Below are 25480 nucleotides of genomic sequence, written 5' to 3' on the forward strand. Positions count from 1 at the left end.
GCACACTCGACAATGCCAGCGGTTTCCGCCCGGTGGATCGGACATGCGTGGCTTAGTCGGCTTGTTGGTGGGGTTGGTGTTGCTCGGCGGCAGCGGCTGCGCCGTGGTCAAGGTCAAGGAGCGCGGCTTCGGCGAGATCGCCGCCGAACGCAATCTCGATGCGCTCAACGGCGGCAAGCTGAGCACCTCGGCGGCCACCGCACTGGGTTCGGCCGGGCTCGATCCGGACCAGTGCGCGAAGGACGCCGCGCCGTGCATCCAGCAACTGCGCGCGCTCGCGCCGATCGAAGACTGGCTGGCGACCGCGTCGGAGCTGCAGTTGCTGCGCATGAACGCCGCGCCGGCGACGCTGAGCAAGGCGGCCGAAAGCGCGGGCTGGTCCAAGCGCAAGGCCGCGGCCACCGAGCCGGGCGACGCCGGCGTCGCCCAGGTCTCGGCCGAGGTCGCCGCGCAAGCCGCCAGCGACGAGCGCACGCGCGCGGCGATCGAGACCGCGCGCTATGCCTACGCCTATCTGTTCCTGACCCCGCGCAGGCCCGAGCAGCGCGTGTTCGAAGCGCGCCAGCAGCGCGTGCTGCATTACTACAACCGCGCGGTCGATGTGGTCGCGCAATCGGCGTTCGAAGCCAGCCGCGGCCAGGTCGGGGCGACGCCGCTGCAGGTCGGCGGCATGAATCTTGGGATCGGCCTGCACGGGTACGAGGCCTCCGAAATCAGCAGGCAACCCGAGGCCTTGCTCGCATCCGACAGCCTGGGGTTCGACAACCTGCGCGCGGTGTATCGGCGCGATGGATTCGGCACCGGGCTGGTCGCGGTGTTTCCGCGGCGTTCGCCGCAGGACCCCGATGCCGAGGACATTCCTTATCGCGAGACCCGCTATCTGCCGGTGACCGCGACCTTGCGCTTCGCCGGCGACAGCCTCGACGGCGTGCTGGCCAGCCGCGAGGCCAGCATGGACGTCTACAACCCTTACCGTATCGACAGCGAGACCATCGGCGGGCGCAAGGTGCCGCTGGCGGCGAACTACTCGGCGGCCTACGGCGTGTGGCTGGCGCGTTCGGAACTGGCCCGGCTGAGTCTGTCGAGCCTGCTGCGGCCCAAGCAGGCGCGCAGCTTCAAGCCGCGCATCTATCTCAACCAGCCCTACGATCCGGACAAGCGCGTGATCGTGCTGGTGCACGGCCTGGCCAGCAGCCCGGAGGCCTGGGTCAACCTGGCCAACGAAATCCTCGGCGATGAAACCCTGCGCAAGCGCTATCAGCTGTGGCAGGTCTTCTATCCGACCAACATGGGCATCTTGTCCAATCGCCTGGCGATCGACTCGGCCCTGAGCAAGACGTTCGAACACTACGATCCGGAAGGCGACGATATCGCCAGCCACGACGCGGTGCTGGTCGGGCACAGCATGGGCGGGGTGATCGCGCGGCTGTTGGTCAGCGACAGCGGCGAGCATGTGATGGACGAGACCTTGCGCTCTTTCGATCCGGCCGCCGCCCAGCGCCTGAGCCAGGAGCCGCTGGTGCGCGCGCTGACCGTGTTCCGGCCGATGCCGCAGTTCGGCCGCGCCGTGTTCCTGGCCTCGCCGCATCGCGGCGCGGTGGTCAGCGACGCCTGGCCGCTGCGCATGGTGCGCAAACTGATCCGCCTGCCGTTCGACGTGCTGCGCGATACCGCCGAATTGATCCAGCGCACCCAGGTCAATCAGGACGAGTTGCAGAAACTGGGTTTCCGCAAAGGCCGCCCGCCGACCGGGCCGGACGATCTGAGTCCGCATTCGTTGTTCATGCGCAGCACCGAAGACCTGCCGATCGAATCGGGTCTGCCGTATCACACCATCGTCGGCCAGCGCGACACCAAGCTGCCGCTGCTGCAGTCCAGCGACGGCGCGGTGCCGTACCGCAGTTCGCATCTGGACGGCGCGCTGTCGGAGAAGGTGATCGTGTCCGGCCACAGCGTGCAGGAGACGCCGCAGGCGATTTTGGAGCTGCGGCGGATTCTTCGGCTGGATATGGCGGAGTACGAGAAGCGGGGCAAGCGCGCGAAATGATTGCGCGAACGACTCGGGCGACCGGAAAAGCTCAATGCTGAAGCGCGTTTTGCTGCGCCGGCGGCTGCCGCGCCGGCGCCGCTGTTTCGCGCTCAGCGTCGAGTTGCCGCGTCGATTCCTCCACCGGTGTCTTGATCGCCTCGGCAACGGATACGCTCGCTCGCAGATGGGCGGGATCGTCGAGCTTTCCCGCCACGGCAAAGACCGTCGCGCTCGCCGGGCCGCCGTCTTTATTGCCTAAGACGATGTGATCGGGCCGGTCGATGCCGGCGCGCCTGGCGGCAACGGCGAGGGCCGCGGCGACACGATCGGCATCGCCTTCGTTCATGGGCAGATGCTGTCGCTGCAATTCGGCGCCCAGCTGGTTTCGGATGCCCTGAAACATCGCGTGTCCGGGGTGTCTTTCGTCGCGCAAGTCGGCGGTTTGCGCCTGAGCCGAATTCGGTGATTGCCCGGCGGTCGGGGCCTTCACCTTGTTGTTCTTGATGTAGTCATGGCTTTCGACGGTGTGGTCGAAGTGGGAAAGCTCTGGCTTGTTGTCGCTGATGTCGTAGTACGGCAGCCGCTGTTTCGCGTGCGATCCCAGATCGATGCCGTTGCGCTCCAGCGTGCGCTCCTTGAACCCCAGCGACTTCATGTCGATCTGCACCTGCGTCGCATCGGGCAAGGCGCGGCTGCGATCGAGCTCCATGCGCGACAGTTCGCCGACATAAGAGGCGCCGTAAAGATTCGTGTAGTCCGAGCCGCCCTTGTAGCCCAGCCGCGCATCGCCCGCGCTCTTGCCGAAGTAATACTCGCCCATGGCCTTGACGTTGTCGGCATTGGACAGGGACAGGGTCTGGTCCTTCTCCAGCGCCAGCCCCTTCTTCATGCGATAGGAGGGATTGGAATCCGAGCCGGTCATTTCGATGAAATCCGCGGCGCGCGGCGAGGCCTTGTAGATGTCTTCGAGACTGGGGCTGGGGTCTTTCTCGCGGATCGCACCGACCAGGGCGTTCCAGCCTTGCAGATGCGCCTTGGCTTCGTTCTCGCGATGGGCCTGCATGACCTGACTCAAGGCGGGCGTGTAGTCGTGGACGGGGTCGGCGCTGGCGGCGACCACGCCGGCCTGCGCGGTAAAAGTGTCGCGCGCCTGATCCATCGGCGTGAGCTTCGCGCCGGGCGCTTTGACGCCGTGCTGCACTTCGTGGCCGAGCACGAAGGTCATGTTGTTCGCGTCGTATTTGCCGGTGAGGTCGTCGAGCCCCAGCGACATGGTCTGGCTGCGCGATTGGAAGCTGCCGCCGGCGTGTGTGTCCTGCTTGAGCCGGAAGTGCTTGAGCTCGCCCTTGTCGGCGGCCTCGTTGAGTTGATGAGTCAACGCCGGCGAGCGCGTGATCGCGGCTTCGAGATTCTTGAGCGCTTCCGGCGTGACGCGCTTGTCCTCAGCGAATTCATTAAGACAATCGCGGAGTTTTCCGCCGATGGGTTCGCTGGGCATAAGGCCTCCGTGCCTGGCCGGGAAGGGATTACTCGACGGTGATCAGACTCACGCACTCATGGTCGAAGGCTTCTTCCGATTCGGCCCGGGTGTAGATGCGTACCCACAAGTCCTGGCGTTGAAAGCTCCAGCCCAGGACGCGGTCGTGTTCGGCGCCGATCGGGCTGCGCTGGTAGCCCAGCGCTTGCAGCGCCTGGGCGTAGCGTTCCAGGTCGGGATCGCATACCGCGGTGGCCGTGGCGTCGGCGTTCTTTCGATTGAACTCGAACCGCAGTTGCCTGGTATCGGAGCCGGACGGCGTGGACAGCGACAACGAATAACCCCAGTCGGGCGTCAGGGCCGCGCCCGTGCGATAGCCGCCGCTGTCGGACGGCTGCATCGTCCATCCGGTTTCGCGTTCGACCCGTTCGGCGGTCAGGTCGGCCGCCGAGCGAAGGTTGGAGATCAATTTCAGCAAGTTCTCGCCGACCGCTTTCGGATCGGATCGCGATGCCGTCGCGGATTGGGTGGGCTGATTCATCGCGGGCTCCTTGACGGATGTGGGGCCGGATTGCGCGCAGGCGGCTACGAACGCGGAGGTCAGCGCCGCCAGGAGCCTGCGGGGCGCCCGGTGTCGAACGGGGCGATGGCTGAACGACATTCGATCGGTTCCTTCCGTGCGACGCTTTCGATATAGAGCAAGCGCGCGCGGACATCAAGCTCGGTCGCCGGATCGAGACAGGGATTTGGGTTGAGTTGTAGCGATCGACCGCTGGACTACCCGGATATTCACTCAGATGCTGTGGCGCCGTGGCGCATCGGATACGCCAAACGTTCTGTAGCGATGAGGTTGTCGCGGTTGAAGCTTGCGCCAGCATCGCGCCTCGCCGTAGTGACGGCGAGGCGCGCGCGCCATCAATGATGGCTGGTGGCCGAAATACCGCCGCCCTTGCCGTCGGGCACCAGCACGCGCACGTTCTGCATCATGCCCTGGTCCTCGTGATCGAGGATGTGGCAATGCAGGACGTACTCGCCGATGTAGCGCTCGTAACGGGTGCGCACCAGCAGGTGATAGCCCTTCTTGACGAACAAGGTGTCCTTCCAGGTGCCCTGCAGATTGGCGTACTGCGGATCGACCAGCTTGCCGTTGCCGTCCACGTCGCCGGTGACGCTGACTTCCTTGCCCTTGTCGTCGAGGATGCTGACGATCTGGAACGGGTTGACGTGGATGTGGAAGGGATGGCCGCCCACCAGCGAGCTCAGGCGCCATTCTTCGACGTTGCCCAGGATCAGGTCGCGCGCCGCGGAAGGATCGTAAGGCTTGCCGTCGACCATGTAGACGGTGCGCTTCTTGCCGTCCTCGACCACGTCCTCGATGTTGAACACCACGTCCTGGCCCTTGGCGTTGATCTCGCCCTTGTCGATGGTCCGGTGCGGGACGAAGTCGTCCAGGCGCAGATGATCGCGCAAGCCGGCGACGACGCGTTCGCGCACGTTCTCGGGCATCTGCTGCTTCGCCGATGCCACCAGTTTTTCGGTCACGAAGGCTTCCACGTCGTCGACCTTCGCCGCGCCGCCGACCTCGGCGATGCCGAGCAACTGCCGGTCTTCCGGGGCATTGGTGATGCTGGCGCTGGCGGGCGCGGCGGCGTCCAGCACGCAGTACTTGGCGGCCTTGGGAAACACCACCAGCGCGTCGCTGCGGTAGCCGGGCTGCAGCACGTTCTCGCTCTTGACGATGGCCTTGGCATGGGTGAGGCCGTCGCTGGCGACTTCGAACTGCTTGAGCGGCGCGCCGGTGCAGTGCTGGGTCACCCAGTTGTCCAGGGCCGCGCCGGACAGGCCGGCGATGCTGGCCGAGGCGGCATCGACTTCGCGCAATTGCAGATTGACGGTATCGCGCACGCCGGCGTGGAGCAGGCGCCAGCGTTCGACGCGGCCGGCGACCAGGCCGTTGAAGGTCGGCAGCACGGTGCCGTTGATGCTGGTGTGGCGGCCGGATTTCTGCCACACGCCGAAGCCGAATTGATCGTCGTAGTTGTCGATCTGGCCGATGTCGTTTTCGCCGCAGGTCCAGAAGCCGTTGCTGTCGGTCTTGATCTTGCCGTCGGTACCGCGGCAGGCGTAGGCGACCTGCTGGAACATCAGCAACCGCTCGGGCATCGCCGCGCCGGTTTCGTCGCGCAGCAGGGTGTCGACATCGCCGGTGCGGTCGCTGCCGGGCAGGCGATCGCCGCGCACCAGCAGCGCGCCGGCCATGCCGCTGGATACTTGCAGCGCGGTGGAGCCGTGCAGATGCGGGTGATACCAGAAGGTTCCGGCGGGATGGTCGGCGGGCAGGTTGTATTCGTATTCGAACTTGACGCCCGGGCGCAGCGTCAGCAGCACGTTGTCGCTGTTGCCGGTAGGGCTGACCCACAGGCCGTGCGAGTGCAGGTTGGTCGAGTTGAAGCAATGCGGGATGTTGATGTTGGCCGGGTGGCAGTCGGGCTGCGGCGGCAATTGATTGTCGAGGCCCACGCGCACGGTTTCGCCCGGCGAGGTCACGATGGTCGGCGCGACGAAGGGCACGTCCGGGTTGGTGCCCGGGCTCTGGTACGAACGCAGCTTCACCTTGTCGTAGCGCTGGCTGTTGGGATTCCAGATCTTCGATTCGGTGAAGGCGATGCGCAGATCGAGCTTGGCCTCGTGCGTGTCCAGCGGCTTGGTGCCGGCCGGGGTCTGGCTCAGCAGCGGCTTGAGGTCCTGCGAGCGCAGCATGCGCGCCAGCACCGGCTGCTCCAGCGCGCGCGGCGCCAGTTTGGCCGCCGCGGCGGACTTGCTCGCATCCTGCGCCCATAGCGCGAACGGCGCGGCTGAGAACAGACAGGCGACGGCGGCGGCCGCGAGCGGAGTGCGTGCGAGACGAAGCCGCGTACCGGCGGCGGAGAAGGAATGAATGCGTTCCATGCTGGGCTCCTGATGGAATGAGTGAAGTGCGGGAACGGCACTGGGTTCGACTGCCTGCGAATTGCGAGCGCCCACGGGCGCGCCGCGCCGTCGTCTACGGCTTGGTTGCTGCGAGATCGGTCATGGCCCCTGTTGCCCGTCGCGGGCGGCCGCGGTTTCGCGAATGCATCGCGCGCGGTTGCTCTTCGACGGTGCTGCGTGCTGCCGGTCCGTCCGCGCCGGGGACGAGGGTTCCCGGATTGAGAACCCGGTCGCGCTACCCGGCGATGACGGACCTGCAGTGAGAACGGCGTCTGGTAGGTCGAGTCGGCGCGCTCGCTTGATCAACGGCGAAAGCCGGCGCGACAGGACACCGGCGCGCGACCGAGCCCCGCGTCGTTGCGGGGACGGATCGCGCCCGGACTGCGGCGGTCAGCGCGCCGAGTGTCGTTTACTGCTGGATCGCCTTCGCCGCCTGCTGCGTGCTTTGCGCCGGTGCATTGGCCGCGGCCGATTCGAGCTGGCGCAACGAATCTTCCAGCGCAGGCGCCTGCTGCGGCGACACGCTCACGCGCGTGTGCGAGGGACTGTCGAGTTCGCCCTTGACCAGGAACACGGTCTTGCCGACTTCCTTCGTCGCCGGGTCCACGCTCAACACCACATGATCGGGCAGTCCCATACCGGCGTTCTTGCTCTGCACCGCCAGCGCCGCGGACACGCGGTCGGCGTCGCGCTCGGACAGCGGGCTGCCGTGGCGGGCGAACTCGGCCTGGACCTGGTCGCGAATGCCCTGCAACAACGGGTCGTTGCCATGCGCCGCGCGCGCACCCACGCCCGCGGCCGGCGTTTGCGACGGTGCGTCGTGAGTCGGCGCGATCGGATCGCGCACCGACCGGTGCGTGTCCTTGGTGTGGTGGAAATTCGCCGCGGTCGGCGGCGTGGTGCTGGTGTCGAAGTAAGGCTGCTTGCTCGCCGTGCCCAGGTCCAGGCCGTTGGTCTCCATGATTTCGCGATTGAGATGCAGCGAGTTCATGTTGATGTGGACCTGCGGCTTGCCGCCGTCGGCGGTGCGGCCGTGCGCCTGTTCCCACTGGCTGATCATCGGCAGGTAGATCGCGCCGTGATAGTTGGGATAGTCGGAATTGCCGCCGTAGCCCAGGCCGGTGCTGGCCGGCGGCAGATCGTAGTAGTACTTGGCCATGCCGGCGGTGTTGGCCGGATTGACCGCGATGGTGAGGTCGGCTTCGAGCGTGAGCCCGGGCTTGGCGGCGTAGGCGAAGTTCGGTGCGGTGCCGGTGCGGGCGATGAAATCCGAGGCGCGGCCGGGCTGCATGTTGTAGACATCGCCCAGGGTCGCGGTGGGCTTGGCTTCCTTCGCCGCGCTGACCAGCGCGTTCCAGCCGGCGATGTTGGCGGTGGATTCGTTGACGCGATCGCCTTCGATCACCTTGTTCAACAGCGGCGTGTAGTCGTGCACGGCGGCCGGATTCTTCGCCAGCGCCTGCGCTTCGGTGTAGAAGGTCGAGCGCACCGCGTCGCGCGCGGCGCGGTTGAAGCCGTGCTGCACTTCATGGCCCAGCACGAAGGTGATCTCGCCCTTGTTGAAGCCCGCGTCCAGGCCGGCGACCGGCAGGGACATGGTCTGGGTGCCGCCGTTATAGGCGCCGCCCATGTTCGGATCGGTCAGAGCCTTGAACGATTTCAGATGGCCGGCGGCGACCGCGCCGTTCAACTGGTCGGTGAGCGCGGGCGAGCCCTTGATGGTGTCGGTGAGGTTCTTCACCGCGTTGGCGCTGACGCCGGGTTGCTTGCCGAAATCGTCGAGCAGCTTCTGCAGATCGGCGCTGATGGGTTTGGACATGGCGGCCTCCTGGCCTGAAGCGAGCGCGGCGCTTATTCGACGGTGATGGTTTTCACGCACTGGTGGCCGATTTTTTCCGGCGACGCGTTGGATTCGCCTTCGACGAACACGCGCACGGTCACCGGGCCGCGGAAATTCCAATAGCTGACGCGGCCGTGCTCGGCGCGCACGACGCTGTCCTGGAAGCCCATGCGCTTGAGTTCGCGCGCGTAGTCGTCGAAGTCCATGCCGCATACCGGCGTCATCGGCGCGGCGGGGTCGCCGTTGCGGGCGAAGTCGAAGGTCAGCTGGTTTCTGGGTTCGCCGAGCACGGGGCTGACGAACAGGTTGTAGGACCAGTTCGCGTCGATGCGCGCGCCGGTGCCGAACGAGCCGTCGCCGTTGGCGGCGCGCTGCATGCTCAGGCCGGTGTGCTGTTCCAGGTGTTCGACGGTGAGGTCGGCGTTGGAGCGCAGGCTGCCGATCAGTTTCAGCACGCGCCGGCTGACGTCCTCGCCGGTCAGCGGGCTCGGGGTTTGAGGGGCGGCGGTCATGGTGGCCTCCTGGCCGGATCGGTTCTGGGAACAAACGGGGAATGCAGGGAGCAGGGCGCAGACGGCCAGGATGCCGCCATACAGCGGTCGCTGCCATGCGCGGTCGGGGGCGCGCGATGCGGGGTGGGGCATGAGGCTGATCCTTGCGCAGTCGATCGTGTCGGAACCGGATGCGGCGCGGCGCCGGCTAGCCAAGTAACGACAGTCACGGCCGGGCGAGGCCAATCCGGCCGCACGACGGCGTTGCGGAATCGAAGCGCTTGGCGCAAATGGTCACCCTCTTTCCCTATTCAGGTTTCTTGTCCGCGGTTGCCTCGATTCGGGCGGGGTCACAGCGCGGATTTCGATGGCATCGGTAACAGCCTTGGCGTTATTAGCTTTTGGCATAAGCCGCCGGGGGCCGTTGCAAGCGTTTCAAATGAACCGGCAAGTTCTGTTTTGCAGTGCAGCGTGCAAAGGGGATAACGGTTCCTTCACGATCGCCCCGCATCCCGACGTGGGGGAGGGAGCAAAGCCCGCTACCGGTTCTACCGGAAGCGGGCTTTTTTATTTCCAGGGTTGGGCGATCGATTTTGGGGCTTTCGGAAGGCTTGTACGTCGCTCTGCGGCGCGCAGACGAAGCGAGCGTAAGAGCCCGTTCAAAGCCGCTGGCTCGGTAGTCGTGCGTCGGTTTTTTTGCTCGTCATTCCCGCGAACGCGGGTTCTGCTTTACTTCGGCATAGCCGAACATCCAGGGCCTTTCTTGCGAGAACGTTTGAAGTCGCTGGATTCCCGCGTTCGCGGGAATGACGGTCTGGAAGGATGGCGTTGAAGTCTCTGGATTCCCGCCTTCGCGGGAATGACGAGCGTAAGAGCGGCGCAAGCCACGACTCGGCCATAACGAACACATCGAAAGCTCCATCGCAGTTGAATTGCCGCAGTCGCAACCCGCGCACGCCTGCGACACGCCGCATCAACACGCCATCGACGACAAGCACCGACATGCGATCATCCGCGCATGCCCGTATCCGTGTCCTCGAACCCTTCCGCCGACCACCCCGGCGCGCTCGAATCCGCGCTGGCCGAACGCGCCATCGCGCGGCTGCGCGCGGCCTCGCCGCAAGCGCAAGCCGCGCTCGATGAGCCGTCGCTGCGCGCGCGGCTCGCGCGCGTGGCCGTGGTCAGCGATTTCGCCATCGACACCTTGGTGCGCCAACCCGAGGTGTTGCTGGCGCTCGCCACCGACGACGGCGCCACGCCCGCGCCGCCGCCGATCCTCGACACTGAGCATCGAACCGACTGGGGTACGCGCCTGCGCCGTTATCGCAGCGCCGGTTCGACGCGATTGATCTGGCGCGATGTGCTCGGCCTGGACAGCGTCGAGGACACGCTCGAAGGCAGCACGCATCTGGCCGAGGTCTGCCTGCAGACCGCGCTGCATGCGCTGGAGCACGAATTCGAACAACGCCACGGCGCGGTGCGCACCGCCGACGGCGAGCGCGTGCGGCTGGTCGTGTTCGGCCTGGGCAAGCTCGGCGGCGCCGAACTCAACTTCAGTTCCGACGTCGATCTGGTCTACGCCTACGAACACGACGGCGGCACCCAGTTCGACGGCCGCGATCCGGCGCGCGCGCTCGACGCGGAAACCTATTTCGCCAAGCTCGGTCAGCAACTGGCGCGCTTGCTCGATGAAATCACCGCGGAAGGGTTCTGCCATCGCGTCGATCTGCGCCTGCGCCCGTACGGCAACGCCGGCCGGGTGGCGTGGTCGTTCGCGGCGATGGAGCAGTATTTCCAGCGCGAAGGCCGCGATTGGGAACGCTACGCCTGGCAGAAGGCGCGGCCGGTGGCCGGGGATATCGACGCCGGCGAGCGGTTCCTGGAAGCCTTGCGTCCGTTCGTGTATCGCCGCTACCTGGATTTCGGCGCGCTCGACGGCTTGCGTTCGATGAAGGCGGCGATCAGCGCCGAGGTCGCGCGCAAGGAACTGGCCGACGACATCAAGCGCGGGCCGGGCGGGATTCGCGAGATCGAATTCCTGGTCCAGGCCTTGCAGCTGATCCGCGGCGGCCGCGAGGCCGAACTGCGCGGCCGGCGCTTGCTGCCGGCCTTGCGCGAACTGGTGGCGCAACGGCAGATCGGCGAAGAGGCCGGCGAGAATCTGGCCGACGACTACCGCTATCTGCGCCGGTTGGAAAACCGCCTGCAGATGCTGCGCGACGCGCAAACCCACGCCTTGCCCGGCGTCGACGCCGATCGCGCGCGCATCGCCAGCGGCCTGGCGTACGCCGACTGGGCGGCGTTGCTGACAGAACTCGAACGCCGCCGCGAACGCATCACCGCCGAATTCGAAGCCCTGCTGGCGCCGCGCCGCCGCCGCGCCGCGCCCGATGCGCTGACCGCGTACTGGCGCGCGCTGCCCGAAGCCGGCGAGGCCGACACGCTGGCCGACGCCGGCTTCGAAGCGGCCGCCGATGCCGATGCGGCGTTGCGCGATTTCGCCCGCAGTCCCGGCGTGCGCGGCCTGTCCGATGCGGTGCGCGCGCGCCTGGATCGGGTGTTGCCGGCGTTGCTGCAGGGCGCGGCGGCCTCCTCGCAGCCGATGCTCGCGCTCAAGCGTCTGCTCGCCCTGCTGCACAACGTCTTGCGGCGCAGCGCTTATCTGGCTTTGCTCGACGAACAGCCGGCGGCGTTGTCGCGGTTGATCGAAGTGGTTTCGCGCAGCGCCTTGCTGGCCGAACGCCTGGCCTCGCATCCGCTGCTGCTGGATGAATTGCTGGATGCGCGCGTGGTCGGCCCCTTGCCCGACCGCGAGGAACTGCTGGCGGCCTGCGCCGAAGTCGATGGCGGCGACGACACCGAGGCCAGCCTGCAGGCGCTCAACGAAGTGCGCCAATCGCTGAGCTTCCGCATCGCGATGGCCTTGCGCGACGGCCGCCAGTCGGCCGAAGACAGCGCGCGCCAACTCGCGTGGTTGGCCGACGGCGTGGTCGTGCGGGTGTTGGCGATGGCCGAACAGGAAGTCGCCGCCGCGCACGGAAGGGTGCCCGATGCGCGCTTCGCCGTGCTCGGCTACGGCAGCCTGGGCGGCGAGGAACTGGGCTTCGGGTCCGATCTGGATCTGGTGTTCCTGTACGACGCGCCCGCGGTCGAAGGCGGCGCGACTTCAGACGGCGCGCGGCCGCTGGACGCGCCGCGATGGTTCGCGCGGCTGGCGCAGAAGATCGTCGCCCTGCTCGGCGCGGTGACCGCGGCCGGGCGCTTGTTCGATGTCGATGTGCGGCTGCGGCCGGACGGCGCGAAAGGCTTGCTGGTGTCGTCGCTGGCGAGCTTCAGCGAATACCAGTACGAGCGCGCCTGGACCTGGGAGCATCAGGCCTTGGTGCGCGCGCGTTTCGTCGCCGGCGACGCCGACCTGCGCGGGAAGTTCGACGCCGTGCGCGCGCGCACCCTGGCGCGGGCGCGCGACGCCGGTAAACTGCGCGGCGACGTCGCGGCCATGCGCGCGCGCATGCAGGCCGAACTCGATCGCAGCGACGCGGCCTACTTCGACCTCAAGCAAGGCGAGGGCGGTCTGGTCGATCTGGAATTTCTGCTGCAGTACCTGGTGCTGCGCGATTCGGCGCAGGCGCCGGCGTTGTTGTCGCCGCGCGACACGCCCGGCCTGATCGCCGCAGCGCGCGATGCGGCGGCGCTGGCGGATGCGCAGGCCGACGCGTTGGGCCGGGCGCATTCGGTGCTGTTGGCGGCGGGATTGGAATGCACGCTGGACCGGCGGCCGCGGCGGGTGGTCGAGACCGAGGCGATCGCGACGGCGCGCGGCGCGATTCTGGCGGCGATGCGCGAGCATGGATTGCGGCCGGCCTAGTTGGTGTTCTTGCGGGGCGGCTTCAGCCCCGATGCTGTTCGATCCGGTCCGGCGATCTGAAAGAAAAGCATCGGGGCTGAAGCCCCTCCCACAAGATAATCCGCGACAGTCGGCGGATTGTGTCGGCTCACTTGGAGCGCAAGTAATCGCAATGATCGACGACACCACCCGCGGCAAGATCTCGGTCTGGATGGGCACCTCCACCCAGACCCTGGAAGAATTCAATCGCTACACCCAGGGCATGGAAGACCCGGATTCCGGTTGCCCGGCGCATCGCGATTTCGGCTGCGGTTTCATCGATTCGGATTTCTTCATCGCCTACGGCACGGCCGGCAACAAGATCGTTCCGGTCGAGGAATTGGTGGTGGAAGTGGACACCTATTCGACCGACACCGATCGCCTGATCGTCGCGCGCTGCCATGAGCTCGGCGTTCACGAAGGCAATTCGCTGTACTTCTACGACCACTGCACCTTCCACGAGGAACAGCCGGGGCGGCTCTACAATCAGTTGCGCTTCATCGGCACCTTCGACAACGCGAAACCCAACCGAAGCCGGCGATAAACGCGAAAGCCATTACGCGAAACACCCTGGCCGCTTTCGCCGCCGCCTCAATCCTCCAACCGCAACCTGCGCCGCGCCTCCAAGGCGACCCGCGCGCTCTCGCGTAGCGACGTCACCCGAAACACCCCGGCCGCTTTCGCCGCCACCTCAATCCTCCAACCGCAATCTGCGCCGCACCTCCAACGCCACCCGCGCCGTCTCGCGCAGCGGCGTCACTGGATACGGCAGCAGTTGCTGATCGAACGCGCGCACCCGGCCCAGGCTGAGCAGGCTGTCGACGAAACGGCGCGGCCGTCCGTCGACGCGCTCGATGCCGAAGGCGAACACCGGCACACGGGTGGCGGCGGCTTCCGAAAGCATGTTGACCGAGTCGGCGGTGCAGACGATGCGGTCGGCCCAGCCGAGCAGGCCGGGGTAGGGGTTGGTGCCTTCGCCGGGTTCGTACCACGACACCCGCGGCAACCGCGCCAACCGTTCGCGCAGGCGCGCGCGGATCGGCGCGGGCGTGCGCCGCGAGGTGGTCGCCAGCAGGCTGCCGCCTTCGCGTTCCAGCAGCGTCTGCAAGCGCTCGGCGAGGGCGTCGAAGGCGGCCTGATCGAAGTGGGCGTGCGCGCTCGACCCGCCCAGCAACAGCGCGGTGCGCGGGCCGGGCAGGGCGCCGAAGGCGGGGAAGGTCTTGCGCGCGCCGGCCAGCCACAGGTCATCGACCGGGTGCAGGCTGCCGAGCAGAGTGACGACGTTGGCGCCGTGCAGGCCGTCGTGTTCGGGCGCGATCACCAGGTCCCAGTGGCGGGTGGCGATGCGCGGATCCAGGATCTGCACGCTGCGGCAAGCGTCGCTGCGCAGCAGCCGGGTCGCCAGCGCCGCCTGCCGGCCGCAGCCGATCGCCAGCCGCGGCCGGGCCTCCAGCCAGCGGACGAAATCCGGGCCGAAGGCATTCGAGGCCCCGGGCAGCCGGCGCGGCGAGGCCCAGCGCCAGGGCGCGCGCGGGCTCAGGATCCAGTCGGTCGCCGGCCGGCCCAGGGCCTGGGCCAGGGCGGTCGCCTGACGCTGATTGCCGGCATGGCCGTCGGTCAGCGACCAGGTTGCGGAAATGGAGTCAGTCTTCGCAGAAATGCCGTTTCGTTGCACAGGCGCGGTTAATCCGTTCCGGGAGTGACGGTTTTGCGGTCGGATCGAGACTCTACACTTCCGTCTCCCGATCACCTTGCCAAGCTTGGCAGCCCCATGGAGAAGACGATGTCCAAGGCTTTGAACGACGAAGCGCTCGATCAGCTGTTCCGCACCGCCCGTACCCACAACGTCCTGGGCGGCGAGATCAGCGACGAGACGCTGCGTCAGCTCTACGACCTGGTGAAGTGGGGCCCCACCAGCGCCAACGGCTCGCCGGCGCGGTTCGTGTTCGTGAAGTCGCAGCAGGCCAAGCAGAAGCTGGCGCCGGCGCTGTCGGCGGGCAATCTGGCCAAGACCCTGGCCGCGCCGGTCACGGTGATCGTCGCGCACGATCTGGATTTCTACGAAAAGCTGCCCTACCTGTTCCCGCACGACGACGCGCGCAGCTGGTTCGCCGGCAACGAGGCCTCGATCAACATCACCGCCTTCCGCAATGGCAGCCTGCAGGGCGCCTACCTCATCCTGGCCGCGCGCGCGCTGGGCCTGGACAGCGGCCCGATGTCGGGCTTCGACAACGCCAAGGTCGATGAAGCCTTCTTCGCCGGCACCAAGATCAAGTCGAACTTCCTGATCAACCTGGGCGCCGGCGATCATGCCCAGCTGTTCCCGCGCTCGCCGCGCCTGCCGTTCGACGAGGCCGCGCGCATCGACTGAGGCGTGCGTGCCCGCACGTTTTCCGGCGCGGACGAATCAGGCCCGCGCCGGCTTGCGCCATAGTGGTTTCGCAGTATTCCAAGCACGAATCCCAAGCACGAACCCGCGATCCAACCGTTGATTCCCTTTTTAAGGAGCTCCACCATGAAGCGCATCCTGCTCGCCGCCGCCCTGGGCCTGGCTTTCGCCGGCACCGCCAGCGCCGCCGCACTGACCTACAAGATCGACCCGAACCACACCGACGTGGTCGCCAGCTGGAGCCACTTCGGCTTCTCCAACCCGATCGCGCATTTCGGCAAGGTGGACGGCTCCATCACCTACGATCCGGCCAAGCCGGCCGCGTCCAAGGTGGAAGTGACCATCCCGCTGGACGGCCTGGACTCGCACGTGGGCGATTTCGACGAACACCTCAAGAGCGCGGATTTCTTCGACGCCGCCAAGTTCCCGACCATCACCTTCAAGAGCACCAAGGTCGAAGCGGCCGGCGACAAGAAGCTGAAGGTCACCGGCGATCTGACCGTGCACGGCGTGACCAAGCCGGCGGTGCTGGACGTGAACATCAACAAGATCGGCGAGCAGCCGATGGCCAAGCGCGCCGCCGCCGGTTTCGACGCCAGCACCACGCTCAAGCGCAGCGATTTCGGCATCGGCAAGTACGTGCCCAACGTCAGCGACGAGATCAAGATCCACATCACCACCGAAGCGATCGTGCCCAAGCCCTGAGCCGCGCGATCGGTTTGATCGGTAAACTGTCGCGCGCATGATCATCCAACGCCCATCCAATGCCCGCGGCCGCGTCCAGGCCGGTTGGCTCGACAGCCGCCACACGTTTTCCTTCGGCGGTTATTACGATCCGGGCTGGATGGGCTTCGGTTGCCTGCGCGTGATCAACGAAGACCGCGTCGATCCCGGCGCGGGCTTCGCTGCGCACCGCCATGCCAACATGGAAATCCTGAGCTACGTGCTCAGCGGGGCGCTGGCGCATCAGGACAGCAGCGGCGGTGGCGGCACCATTCGCCGCGGCGAGTTGCAGTGGATGAGCGCCGGCCACGGCGTGGAGCACAGCGAATTCAACGCATCGGCGAGCGAGCCGGTGCATTTCCTGCAGATCTGGGTGCAGCCCGACCGGCTCAACGCGCAGCCGGCGTATGCGCAGCCGGCGGCGGTGGCGGGCGGCGACGGCGAGTTCGTGCTGCGCGCTTCGCGCGACGGAGTTCATGGCGGCGTGCCGATCCGTCAGGACCTCACGTTGCATTCGCTGGCGCTGGGCAAGGGCACACGGGCGGAGCGTTCGCTGGATTCGCGGCGGATGTATTGGCTGCAGGTCGCGCAAGGGCGCATCGATGCCAACGGGCAGGTGCTGGACGCCGGCGATGCGCTGGGGCTCGTGGAGGAATCCGCGCCCCTGGTCTTGACCGGGCTGGGCGATTCGTCGGCCGATGTGCTTTGGTTCGATTTGCCGCTTGCTGGCTGACAGCAAGAGCGAATCCCCCCTGCCCCCCTTTTTCAAAGGGGGGAACAGCCGCTGTGTTGATGGGGGACTGCCAGGTCGCAACCCTTGATCGGCTCGGATGACAGCGCGGCGACAAAGATTCACCTGCATTCCCGCTTTTGCCGTTCCCCCCTTTAAAAAAGGGGGGCAGGGGGGATTCGCTCTTGCTCCACCCGCCCAAATCCAACACATCCGCCTCTCCCCCTACACCCGGCCCACCCCCGCGCGCTGCTAAACTGCCCGCCCGCGTCGCCACCCGTCGTCCCCCATGACCACCGCAGCCAACGCCCATCCCACCCAGGCCAACGCCGACCAGCGCTACACCGTCACCCTCGCTGATCTGCCGCTGAGCTGCCCGCTGCCGTCGATGGCGCTGTGGAACTCGCACCCGCGCGTGTACCTGCCGATCGAGGCCGAGCGCGAATGCCTGTGCCCGTACTGCGGCGCGCACTTCACCCTGATCGACGCCTGACGCGCACGCCATGCCATCGCCGGAGCCGACGAACCCCCGCCGGCTGACGGTCATGCAGTTGCTGCCGGCGCTGGAATCGGGCGGTGTCGAACGTTCCACCCTGGAAGTCGCCGACGCGCTGGTGCGCGCCGGCCATCGCGCGATCGTGGTCTCGGCCGGCGGCCGGCTGGTGCCCAAGCTGCTGGCCAGCGGCGCGGAACACATCGAATTGCCGATCGGACGCAAGTCGCCGTCCACTTTGCTGCACGCGTTCAAGCTGCGCCGCTTGTGGGCCGACTTGAACGTCGATCTGGTCCATGCGCGCTCGCGCCTGCCGGCCTGGATCGGCCTGCTGGCCTGGCGCGGCATGAGCGAACAGGCGCGGCCGCGCCTGGTCACCACCGTGCACGGCCTGAACTCGCCCTCGCGCTACAGCGCGGTGATGACCCGCGGCGAGCGCGTGATCTGCGTCTCGCGCACCGTGCGCGACTACGTGCTCCAACACTATCCCGACACCGAGCCGGACAAACTGCGGATCATCCCGCGCGGCATCGACACGCTGGCGTTCCCGCGCGCGCCGTGGCCCGATCGCGACGCGCGCGCGTGGGCGGCGGCGCAGCACCCGGCGCTGGCTGGCGAGGGCCCGTTGCTGCTGCTGCCCGGCCGCGGCACGCGCCTGAAAGGCCACGCCGACGGTCTGCAACTGTTGGCCGACCTGCGCGCCGACGGCCGCGATGCGCGGCTGTGGCTGCCGGGCGCGCGCGAAAGCGGACGCGAGGCATACATCGGCGAAATGGAACAACTCGCGCAACAACTCGGCGTCGCCGACGCGGTGGCCTTCACCGAGCCGACCGACGCGATCGCGCGCGCCTACGCCGCCAGCGATCTGGTCCTGCAGCTGTCGCGCAAACCCGAGGCCTTCGGCCGCACCGTGGTCGAAGCGCTGGCCTGCGGGCGGCCGGTGCTGGGCTGGAATCACGGCGGCGTCGGCGAGCTGCTGGCGCAGCTGCAGCCGCGCGGCGCGGTCGAGCCCTTCGATGCGCAGGCTGCGCAAAGCGCGGCTTGCGAATTGCTAACGCAAGCGCCCGCGGCAGTGGATACGATGGCGTTTTCCCTGCGGGCGATGCAGGAGGCCACGCTTGCCGTCTATGCCGAACTCATCGACGCCCACTGACCCCAACGGCCCGGCCGCCGCCGCTCCGATCGGTCTGCCGCCGTCCACCGCGCACGCGCCGCCGGAGCTGCCGCCGGCGATCGTCGGCTGGCGCTGGGCGCCGGTGTGGGTGCTGGCCTACGTCGCCTTGCTGTTCGCGCCGGGCATCGCCGAGACCGCGCTGAGCCTGGGCGCGATCACCATGCTGGTGAAGCTGGTGCTGGCGCGCTTCAACACCGGCGCGCGCCTGCTCAGCGATCCGGCCTGGGCGCTGACCAGCGTGCTGTTCGCGGCCTACTGGCTGCCCGAACTGATTTCCGCGATCGACGCGGTCGATCCGGGGCGCGCCTTGCGCGAGGCCGCGGTGGACCTGCGTTATCTGCCGTTCCTGTGGCTGGTCGCGGCCGCGGTCGCGTCGAAGGAAGGACGTCGCACCACCTTCGGCGGGCTGGCGATCATCATCTCGATCTGGACCGCCGACGCGCTGCTGCAAGGCATCAGCGGCACCAGTCCGCTGTTCTTCCTGATCGATGCGCTCAAGCACGCGCTCAACGGCCACAGCACCTGCAGCGAGGCTGAGATTGCCAGCGTCGACCGGCTCGGCGGCATCCTCGGCCCCTGCAATCTCAAACTCGGCCAGGTGATAGCGAGCTTCTCGCCGTTCGTGCTGTACGCGGCCGCGCGCCGCTACGGCGTGGGCGGCTGGCTGGCGGCGAGCGCGGCGGTCGGAATCGTGGTGGTGCTGGCCGGTTCGCGCGCGTCGTGGATCACCTTCGCCCTGGTGCTGCTGCTGTCGGGCTGGCGCCTGCTGGGCTGGAAGCGGTTGCTCGCGTTGTTCGCCTCGGGCCTGCTGGCGCTGGTGGTGCTGAATTTCACCTCGACCCAGGTGCACGACCGCCTGCAGCGCACCTCGCACATCGTCAGCACCGATCTGATCGGCGTGGACACCGCGCTGTCGGGACGCACGCGGATCTGGCGCGCGGCGCTGTGCATGGTCGCCGAACATCCCATCAACGGCGTGGGCGCGCGCGGTTTCCGCGAAGCCTTCCCGGCCTGCGATCCGCAGCCGGGCTTGGTCACGTCCTGGGGCTACGGCCCGGCCTTGCACGCGCATCAGCTGATACTGGAAGTGCTCAGCGAAACCGGCGCGTTCGGCCTGCTGATGTGGCTGGCCGGCGCGGCCCTGGCCTGGCGCGCGTGGACCTTCGCCGACGGCGCTGCGCGCGAACGCGCGCGGCCGGCGATGCTGGCCTTGCTGGTGACGGTGTTTCCGTTCAACACCCACCTGGCCTTTTATTCGACCTTCTGGGGCGGGCTGACCTTGCTGCTCGCGGCCTTGTACGCGGGCAGCCTGCTGGCGCAGCCGCCGCTGGACGGGACCCGGGTCGACAGTCGCTAAGCGCGAAACTCGCGGCCGCGGTCGCTTGGTACGTCAGGACTGCCGCTTGTACGGCGAGACCATCCCCGGCGGGCGGCGCTTGAAGCGGCGATGGATCCACAGGTACTGGCTCGGCGCCTGCCGCACCATGCTCTCGATCTGCGCGTTGACGCGGGCGCTGTCGCCGGTGGCGTCGCTGGACGGAAACTCCGGCAGCGGCGCGCCCACGCGCAGGATGTAGTCGGCGCCTTCGCGGCGATGGAAGAACGGCACCACCGCGCAGCCGCTGAGCCGCGCGAACTGATGCGTGGCGGTGATCGTCGCCGCCGGCACGCCGAAGAACGGCGCGAACACGGTGTCCTTGCCGCGCATGTCCTGATCGGGCGCGTACCACAGGAAGCCGCCCTGCTTGAGGTGGCGCATCGCCGGGCGGATTTCTTCGTTGGTGAACATCGCCGCCGCATAGCGCAGGCGGCCGCGCTTGACCGCCCATTCCATCACCGGATTGCGGTGCTTGCGGTACATGCCGGCCAGCGGCAGGTGATCGCACATCAGCCGGCCGCACATCTCCAGGGTCATGAAATGGCCGGAGATCATCAGCACGCCGCGCCCGGCCGCGCGCACCTCGTCCAGCAGCTCCAGGCCCTCGATCCGCACCGTGCGCCGCATCGGCGCGACCTCGCCCCACCAGGCGCGGGCGAATTCGAAGAAGCCCACACCCAGGTCGCGGAAGCTCTCGCGCAGCAGTTGTTCGCGCTCGGCCTCGGTCTTTTCCGGGAAGCACAGCTTCAGGTTGATCCGCGCCGCGCGCCGGCGCTCGCTCGCCGCGCGCAGCGCGAAGGCGCCGATCCAGCCGCCGATCAGGCGCTGCAGCGCCCACGGCAGGCGCGCGCCGGCGCACATGCCGGCCAGCGCCAGCCACATCGGCCACAGGCGCGGCGACAGCAGGGAAGGACGCGGAGGCAGGGCGGGTTCGGCCATGCCGATAGTTTATGCGGTGAGCGCGTGAATGGCCGCGTGGGCGGGATCGAAAGGGACGCGGATCGGCTTGGCATCGGTGTTCCGGTCTCGTTCCGCATCGTCTCCACCTGCGAATCACCGCCACAGCCCTTATCCTTACCGCATGCGGAAGGATTTGATCGAGCGCCTGTTGCGCGGCCTGTATTCGGTCGCGCTGTATCTGTTGGCGCCGGTCACGGTGTATCACCTGATCTGGCGCGGTTTTCGCCAGCCGGCCTACTTCCAGCGCTGGCTGGAGCGCTACGCGATCTACCGCGGCCCGGCGCAGACGCGCACCTTGTGGCTGCACGCAGTCTCCGTCGGCGAGGTCAACGCCGCCATTCCGCTGGTCAACGCCTTGCGCCGCGGCCGCCCGGACCTGCGCCTGCTGGTGACCACCATCACCCCGACCGGTTCGGATCGCGCGCGCTCGGCCTGGGGCGACTCGGTCGAGCACGTCTATCTGCCCTACGATCTGCCCGGCGCGGTCGGCCGCTTCCTGCGCCATCACAAGCCGTGCGCGGCGCTGATCATGGAAACCGAGTTGTGGCCGAACCTGCTGTTCGGCTGCCGCGATCGCGGCATTCCGGCCTACATCCTCAACGCGCGGCTGTCGGAGCGTTCGCTGCGCGGTTACCGCGCGCTGGCGCCGCTGGTGAGCCGTGCGCTGCGCACGGTGCGCGCGGTCGCGGCGCAGTCGCGCGCCGACGGCGAGCGCTTCATCCAGCTCGGCGCGAGCCCGGAGCAGGTGATCCAGACCGGCAATCTGAAGTTCGACGTCAGCGTGCCCGATGCGCTGGAGGAGTTCGCCCTGGAATGCCATCGGCATACCGGCGAGCGGCCGGTGTGGATCGCCGCGAGCACGCACGAGGACGAAGAAGCCGCGACCGTGGCCATGCACCGGCGCCTGCGCGAGCGTTTCCCCGGCCTGTTGCTGCTGTGGGCGCCGCGCCATCCGGAGCGTTTCCGGGTGGTGGCCGAGAACGCGCGCAGCGCCGGCTGGCAGGTGTCCACGCGTTCGCGCGCGCGCTGGCCGCAGCCGGGCGACGATGTGTTCGTGATCGACACGCTCGGCGAGTTGATGAGTTTCTACGCCTGCGCCGATGTCGCTTTCGTTGGCGGCAGCTTGCAGGCGATCGGCGGGCATAACCTGCTGGAACCGGCGGCGACCGGCACGCCTATCGTCACCGGGCCGCATTTGCACAACTTCGTCGAGATCGCGCAGCGGCTGGAAGACGCCGGCGCCTTGCGCATCGGCCAGGACGCCGATGCGGTGGAGGCGGCGGTGGAGCGCTTGCTCGCCGATCCGATCGAGCGCGCGCAGATGATCGACGCCGGCCGGGCGCTGGTCGAACTGGGCCGCGGCGCGTTGGCGCGGACGATGGCGTTGTTGCAGCCGTCGTTGCCGGCTCGGGAGTTGTAGCAACAACAAACGTCTGCATGCGTCTGCATGAAGTCCCATGCTGTTCCCCCCTTTGAAAAAGGGGGGCAGGGGGGATTCGCTGTTGCTGTTGCTGTTGCTGTTTCGCTAAAGCGCCAAAAGCAAATCCCCCCTGCCCCCCTTTTTCAAAGGGGGGACAGCGGTGGCGCATTCAAAGGGGAGCAGCGCGGGTGGTGCAGGGCCCGCAGCACCGCCGCGCCGCCCAGACAAAGAAAAACCGCCGGACTGGCCGGCGGTTTTTATCTCGCGCCTGTCGCTACGCGATCACTGCACCGTAGCCGGCGGCGGCGCCAGGTTGGTCGCGGCGTCGGCGGTCAGCAGGCGGTTGATGTCCTGCACATCGGCCACGTCCAGCGAACCGGCCGACTGCTCCAGCAGCAAACGGTTCTGCAGGAAGTTGTACTTGGACTGCGCATACGCCTGCTGCGCCTGCAGCAAGGTGCGCTGGTTGTTCAACACGTCCAGCACGGTGCGGGTGCCGACTTCCAGGCCGACCTGCGAAGCGTCGTACGCGGCCTGCGCCGAAACCACGGCCAGACGCCGCGCTTCGACTTCGCTGATGCCGGCGATCAGGACCTGGTACGCGTTGCGGGTATTGCGCACCAGCAAACGCTTCTGCCGTTCCAGCTCGTCCTGCGCGGAGTCGCGGCGGGCCAGCGCCTGGCGCACGCCCGACTGCACCGCGCCGCCGGAGTACAACGGCACCGACAAGGTCAGGCCGACGCTCGGGCCGCGGCTGCCGCTGCTGCGATTGTCTTCGGTGATGCCCTGGGCGGTGGTGTCGCCCCAGCTCGCGCTGTCGCCGTAGCTGGCGCCCAGGCTCAGGGTCGGCCAGTGCCCGGCGCGCGCGGTTTCCACGTTGATCTCGGCCGAACGCACCGCCAGTTCCTGCGCGCGCAGCGAGGGATTGTTCTGGATCGCGTTGTTGACCCAGGCGTCCATGTTCTGCGCTTCGGGCAGGGCCGGCTTGAAGTCCGCCGGCAGCGCCTTGAGCGAACGCACCGGCTGGCCGGTGATCTGGCTCAGCGCCTGGTAGGCGTCCTCGACCGTGTTGCGCGTGGTGATGGTGCGCGCGCGCGCATCGTCGTACTGGGCGCGCGCTTCGTGCACGTCGGTGATCGGCGCCAGGCCGACTTCCAGGCGCTTGGAGGCGTAGTCGAACTGCTTCTGCAGCGCGGTTTCAGCCGCTTCCGCCGCGGCCAGGTTTTCCAGCGCGATCAGCACGTTGAAGTAGGTCTGCGAGGTGCGCGTGATCAGTTCCTGGTTGGCCGACTCCAGGGTGAAGTCGCTGGCCTCGCTGAGCGCGTTCTGGCTCTGCAGGCCCTTGATCGCCGCGCGGTTGTAGATCATCTGGCTCGCGTTGAGCGAGTAGTTGCGCTGCGTGCTGTTGTTTTCGATGTTGGTGCCGAACGGCAGGCTGGGCTGGGTGGGATCGCTGCTGGCGCCGTTGCTCTTGCCGAAGGTGCGGCTGCGGGTCAGCCGGGCCTCGCCGCTCAGCGACGGCAGCAACTGCGCGCGCGCCTGGATGCGGTTTTCCAGCGTGTCCAGCCGGCTGGATTCGGCCTGCGACAGGACCGGATCGCCAAGGCGCGCCGCCTCGTAGGTCTGCAGCAGGTCCTCGGCCGACGCGACGGCCGGCAGCAGGGTTAGAGCCAGGGCAAGAACGAGCGGACGGCGGATCATGCGGCTTCCTTGGACTTGCTTGTTTTTGAGAGCCCGCATGCTGGCACGCGGGCTCTTACGAAGGGCTGACGGATAACTGACAGGTCGGTCAGAACTCGAAGGCGGGCGCGGGTGCGGCGCCTTGGAGATACGGCAAATCGGTTTCGAACAACGACTGGATGCGCGAAGCGTTGACTTCGTTGCGCTCTCCGCCGGTCAACAGCACGCCTTCCATCGCCGGCGAACGGCCGCGGACCACGAACAGGCGGCCGCCCGGCTGCAGCCACTGCAGCCACTGCGGCGGAATCTGCGACACCGCGCCGGTCACGCAGATCGCGTTGAAACGGCGGTCGGTGCTGTAGTTCAGCGCGTCGGCCTCGATGACCTGGGCGTTGATGACGGACTGGGCGGCCAGGCGCTCGCGCGCGGTCGCGGCCAGGTCGGGATGGATTTCCAGGCTGACCACTTCGCGCGCCAGGCGGCCCAGGCAGGCGGTGAGGTAACCGCTGCCGGTGCCGATCTCCAGCACGTCGTCGGTCGGATCGACCGCCAGCGACTGCAGGGTCCGGCCTTCCATCACCGGCTTCATCATGAATTCGCCATGCGCCAGCGGCAGCGACAGGTCGGTGTAGGCCAGGTTGCGGTGCGCCTCGGCCACGAAGGCTTCGCGCGGCAATTGCGCCAGGACATCGAGCACGCGCGGGTCGAGCACGTCCCAGGGCCGAACTTGTTGTTCGACCATCAGTTCACGTGACTTGGCGTAATCGATCGTAATCATGGGGGGTCTTCATCGTGCGCGGGAACCGCGAATTCTACCGGGACCGCGCTTGCCCGGCAGAAAAAGAATTAACCACGGGCCCAACGGGGCTTAGTGCCGAAAGTCACCAGAACTCCTGGCACCGTGCCCACTTAGCTCATTCCGACGCGTTGCCAGACCCGGCAAAGTCAGGCCTCGCGGCGGGCATAGGCGCGCAGGAACATCGTTACCGATGCCTCGATATGCGCCTTCAATTCGCTCTTGCCGGTGCTGCCGCAGCCGAACATCAGCATCGCGTGCGGCTCGCCCTTGACCAGGGCGAAGAACTGGTTGGCGGCGCGCAACGCGTCTTCGACCTCCAGTTCGCCGGTTTCGGCCCGGCGTTGCAGCAAATCCGCGAACTCTGTGTGCAGCCGTTGCGGACCGGCGTCCCAGAACATCTTCGACAGCGGCGAGTCGGCCATCTGCGGGGAGCACAGCAGGCGGTGGATCTGGATCGCCTCGGGCGTGCTGATCAACTCGTAGAAGGCGGTGGCGATCTCGAGCAGGCGCTCGCGCAGCGGGGTCGCCAGGGCCGCCTCGAACAGCGGCGAGGGCAGGTGCTGCTCGCAATAAGCCTTCACCGCGGCGCCGAACAAGGTCTCTTTGTCGCCGAAATGGCTGTAAACGGTGAGTTTGGAGACGCCGGCCTCGGTCGCGATCTGATCCATGCTCACGCCGTCGAAGCCTTCGATCAGGAACAGCCGTTTGGCCGCTTCGAGGATGGCGTTGCGCTTGCCCAGGTCCTTGGGGCGGCCGGGGCCGGGGGGCTTGGGGGGCGCGGCGGGGTGGGTGGGGCGGGGGGTGGACATGGATTGGGGCTGGAGGCTCTGGTCGGTAGGGCTGGGGGGCGGTGGCTCGCTGGCGTGGCGGGTGGGGCGTTTTTTACGTGGTGTCGATGGGGGGCGCGGCAAGGTGGGGTGTTCTTTGCGCGGTGCCGATGGGCTGACGCGGCAAGGTGGGGTGTTTTTTGCGCGGTGTCGATGGGCTGGCGCGGCAAGGTGGGGCGTTTTTTGCGCAATTTCGATGGGCTGGCGCTGGGGC

The 25480-nt window shown here is 67.6% G+C and carries 20 protein-coding genes; 10 read left to right on the top strand and 10 right to left on the bottom strand.

The window, feature by feature from the left end:
- The first annotated feature begins 43 nt into the window (after nucleotides 1–43).
- The gene (locus tag LG3211_RS03765) at nucleotides 44–2047 is read left to right on the top strand and encodes an esterase/lipase family protein (protein WP_148648734.1); all 2004 of its coding nucleotides are present in this window, start codon (nucleotides 44–46) and stop codon (nucleotides 2045–2047) included.
- Nucleotides 2048–2078: 31 nt separating this feature from the next.
- On the opposite strand, the gene LG3211_RS03770 is transcribed toward LG3211_RS03765, so the two are convergent.
- The 5 genes from LG3211_RS03770 to LG3211_RS03790 form a co-directional block, all read right to left on the bottom strand.
- Nucleotides 2079–3527, bottom strand: a complete 1449-nt coding sequence (locus LG3211_RS03770; protein WP_057941658.1) for an XVIPCD domain-containing protein — start codon at nucleotides 3525–3527, stop codon at nucleotides 2079–2081.
- Between the two features lie 28 nt (nucleotides 3528–3555).
- Nucleotides 3556–4047 (bottom strand): hypothetical protein, encoded by a 492-nt coding sequence (locus tag LG3211_RS03775; RefSeq protein WP_057941659.1) that lies wholly within the window; start codon nucleotides 4045–4047, stop codon nucleotides 3556–3558.
- Between the two features lie 374 nt (nucleotides 4048–4421).
- Complete coding sequence (locus tag LG3211_RS03780) at nucleotides 4422–6455, bottom strand: multicopper oxidase family protein (protein ID WP_057941660.1); 2034 nt, start codon at nucleotides 6453–6455, stop codon at nucleotides 4422–4424.
- 430 nt (nucleotides 6456–6885) lie between these two features.
- Nucleotides 6886–8295 (bottom strand): XVIPCD domain-containing protein, encoded by a 1410-nt coding sequence (locus LG3211_RS03785; protein WP_057941661.1) that lies wholly within the window; start codon nucleotides 8293–8295, stop codon nucleotides 6886–6888.
- A gap of 32 nt (nucleotides 8296–8327) precedes the next feature.
- On the bottom strand, nucleotides 8328–8828 hold the full coding sequence (locus LG3211_RS03790) for a hypothetical protein (RefSeq protein ID WP_057941662.1): 501 nt from the start codon (nucleotides 8826–8828) through the stop codon (nucleotides 8328–8330).
- Nucleotides 8829–9825: 997 nt separating this feature from the next.
- Here LG3211_RS03790 and glnE point away from each other — a divergent pair.
- Nucleotides 9826–12675 (top strand): bifunctional [glutamate--ammonia ligase]-adenylyl-L-tyrosine phosphorylase/[glutamate--ammonia-ligase] adenylyltransferase, encoded by a 2850-nt coding sequence (glnE, locus tag LG3211_RS03795; protein ID WP_057941663.1) that lies wholly within the window; start codon nucleotides 9826–9828, stop codon nucleotides 12673–12675.
- Between the two features lie 151 nt (nucleotides 12676–12826).
- Nucleotides 12827–13237, top strand: coding sequence for an immunity 22 family protein (locus tag LG3211_RS03800; protein WP_057941664.1), 411 nt, complete (start codon nucleotides 12827–12829; stop codon nucleotides 13235–13237).
- Nucleotides 13238–13384: 147 nt separating this feature from the next.
- Here the strand turns inward: LG3211_RS03800 and LG3211_RS03805 are convergent, their stop codons facing one another.
- Nucleotides 13385–14332: a mitochondrial fission ELM1 family protein gene (locus LG3211_RS03805; RefSeq protein WP_057945253.1), complete on the bottom strand. Its 948-nt coding sequence runs from the start codon at nucleotides 14330–14332 to the stop codon at nucleotides 13385–13387.
- A 144-nt stretch (nucleotides 14333–14476) separates the two neighbouring features.
- Between LG3211_RS03805 and LG3211_RS03810 the strand changes: the two genes are divergently transcribed.
- From LG3211_RS03810 to LG3211_RS03835, 6 genes are all read left to right on the top strand, one after another.
- Entirely contained in the window at nucleotides 14477–15064 is a 588-nt protein-coding gene (locus tag LG3211_RS03810) for a malonic semialdehyde reductase (RefSeq protein WP_057945254.1), read from the top strand.
- A gap of 144 nt (nucleotides 15065–15208) precedes the next feature.
- Nucleotides 15209–15787 carry a YceI family protein gene (locus LG3211_RS03815; protein WP_057941665.1) on the top strand — a complete coding sequence of 193 codons (579 nt, stop codon included), beginning with the start codon at nucleotides 15209–15211 and terminating at the stop codon, nucleotides 15785–15787.
- Between the two features lie 37 nt (nucleotides 15788–15824).
- The gene (locus LG3211_RS03820) at nucleotides 15825–16538 is read left to right on the top strand and encodes a pirin family protein (protein ID WP_057941666.1); all 714 of its coding nucleotides are present in this window, start codon (nucleotides 15825–15827) and stop codon (nucleotides 16536–16538) included.
- A gap of 286 nt (nucleotides 16539–16824) precedes the next feature.
- On the top strand, nucleotides 16825–17028 hold the full coding sequence (locus tag LG3211_RS03825; RefSeq protein ID WP_057941667.1) for a zinc-finger domain-containing protein: 204 nt from the start codon (nucleotides 16825–16827) through the stop codon (nucleotides 17026–17028).
- Nucleotides 17029–17038: 10 nt separating this feature from the next.
- Nucleotides 17039–18181, top strand: a complete 1143-nt coding sequence (locus tag LG3211_RS03830) for a glycosyltransferase family 4 protein (RefSeq protein ID WP_057941668.1) — start codon at nucleotides 17039–17041, stop codon at nucleotides 18179–18181.
- 34 nt (nucleotides 18182–18215) lie between these two features.
- Nucleotides 18216–19559: an O-antigen ligase family protein gene (locus LG3211_RS03835; RefSeq protein WP_057945255.1), complete on the top strand. Its 1344-nt coding sequence runs from the start codon at nucleotides 18216–18218 to the stop codon at nucleotides 19557–19559.
- 33 nt (nucleotides 19560–19592) lie between these two features.
- On the opposite strand, the gene lpxL is transcribed toward LG3211_RS03835, so the two are convergent.
- Complete coding sequence (lpxL, locus tag LG3211_RS03840) at nucleotides 19593–20519, bottom strand: LpxL/LpxP family Kdo(2)-lipid IV(A) lauroyl/palmitoleoyl acyltransferase (protein WP_057941669.1); 927 nt, start codon at nucleotides 20517–20519, stop codon at nucleotides 19593–19595.
- A 142-nt stretch (nucleotides 20520–20661) separates the two neighbouring features.
- Here lpxL and waaA point away from each other — a divergent pair, with 142 nt between their 5' ends.
- Nucleotides 20662–21960, top strand: coding sequence for a lipid IV(A) 3-deoxy-D-manno-octulosonic acid transferase (gene waaA, locus LG3211_RS03845; RefSeq protein WP_057941670.1), 1299 nt, complete (start codon nucleotides 20662–20664; stop codon nucleotides 21958–21960).
- Between the two features lie 282 nt (nucleotides 21961–22242).
- Here waaA and LG3211_RS03850 read toward each other — a convergent pair whose 3' ends face one another.
- From LG3211_RS03850 to LG3211_RS03860, 3 genes are all read right to left on the bottom strand, one after another.
- On the bottom strand, nucleotides 22243–23661 hold the full coding sequence (locus LG3211_RS03850; protein ID WP_057941671.1) for a TolC family outer membrane protein: 1419 nt from the start codon (nucleotides 23659–23661) through the stop codon (nucleotides 22243–22245).
- A gap of 88 nt (nucleotides 23662–23749) precedes the next feature.
- Nucleotides 23750–24415, bottom strand: a complete 666-nt coding sequence (locus LG3211_RS03855; RefSeq protein ID WP_057945256.1) for a protein-L-isoaspartate O-methyltransferase family protein — start codon at nucleotides 24413–24415, stop codon at nucleotides 23750–23752.
- A gap of 170 nt (nucleotides 24416–24585) precedes the next feature.
- Complete coding sequence (locus tag LG3211_RS03860) at nucleotides 24586–25248, bottom strand: TetR/AcrR family transcriptional regulator (protein WP_057941672.1); 663 nt, start codon at nucleotides 25246–25248, stop codon at nucleotides 24586–24588.
- Nucleotides 25249–25480: the final 232 nt, after the last annotated feature.

Origin of the sequence: Lysobacter gummosus, from assembly GCF_001442805.1 — a bacterium.
Taxonomy (GTDB): Bacteria; Pseudomonadota; Gammaproteobacteria; order Xanthomonadales; family Xanthomonadaceae; genus Lysobacter; species Lysobacter gummosus.

Coding starts and splice junctions, on each gene's coding strand:
- LG3211_RS03765 (WP_148648734.1), top strand. CDS start 44: ATGCGTGGCTTAGTCGGCTTGTTGGTGGGGTTGGTGTTGCTCGGCGGC.
- LG3211_RS03775 (WP_057941659.1), bottom strand. CDS start 4,047: ATGAATCAGCCCACCCAATCCGCGACGGCATCGCGATCCGATCCGAAA.
- lpxL (WP_057941669.1), bottom strand. CDS start 20,519: ATGGCCGAACCCGCCCTGCCTCCGCGTCCTTCCCTGCTGTCGCCGCGC.
- LG3211_RS03825 (WP_057941667.1), top strand. CDS start 16,825: ATGACCACCGCAGCCAACGCCCATCCCACCCAGGCCAACGCCGACCAG.
- LG3211_RS03780 (WP_057941660.1), bottom strand. CDS start 6,455: ATGGAACGCATTCATTCCTTCTCCGCCGCCGGTACGCGGCTTCGTCTC.
- LG3211_RS03810 (WP_057945254.1), top strand. CDS start 14,477: ATGTCCAAGGCTTTGAACGACGAAGCGCTCGATCAGCTGTTCCGCACC.
- LG3211_RS03820 (WP_057941666.1), top strand. CDS start 15,825: ATGATCATCCAACGCCCATCCAATGCCCGCGGCCGCGTCCAGGCCGGT.
- LG3211_RS03770 (WP_057941658.1), bottom strand. CDS start 3,527: ATGCCCAGCGAACCCATCGGCGGAAAACTCCGCGATTGTCTTAATGAA.
- LG3211_RS03850 (WP_057941671.1), bottom strand. CDS start 23,661: ATGATCCGCCGTCCGCTCGTTCTTGCCCTGGCTCTAACCCTGCTGCCG.
- LG3211_RS03860 (WP_057941672.1), bottom strand. CDS start 25,248: ATGTCCACCCCCCGCCCCACCCACCCCGCCGCGCCCCCCAAGCCCCCC.
- LG3211_RS03785 (WP_057941661.1), bottom strand. CDS start 8,295: ATGTCCAAACCCATCAGCGCCGATCTGCAGAAGCTGCTCGACGATTTC.
- waaA (WP_057941670.1), top strand. CDS start 20,662: ATGCGGAAGGATTTGATCGAGCGCCTGTTGCGCGGCCTGTATTCGGTC.
- LG3211_RS03800 (WP_057941664.1), top strand. CDS start 12,827: ATGATCGACGACACCACCCGCGGCAAGATCTCGGTCTGGATGGGCACC.
- glnE (WP_057941663.1), top strand. CDS start 9,826: ATGCCCGTATCCGTGTCCTCGAACCCTTCCGCCGACCACCCCGGCGCG.
- LG3211_RS03815 (WP_057941665.1), top strand. CDS start 15,209: ATGAAGCGCATCCTGCTCGCCGCCGCCCTGGGCCTGGCTTTCGCCGGC.
- LG3211_RS03830 (WP_057941668.1), top strand. CDS start 17,039: ATGCCATCGCCGGAGCCGACGAACCCCCGCCGGCTGACGGTCATGCAG.
- LG3211_RS03790 (WP_057941662.1), bottom strand. CDS start 8,828: ATGACCGCCGCCCCTCAAACCCCGAGCCCGCTGACCGGCGAGGACGTC.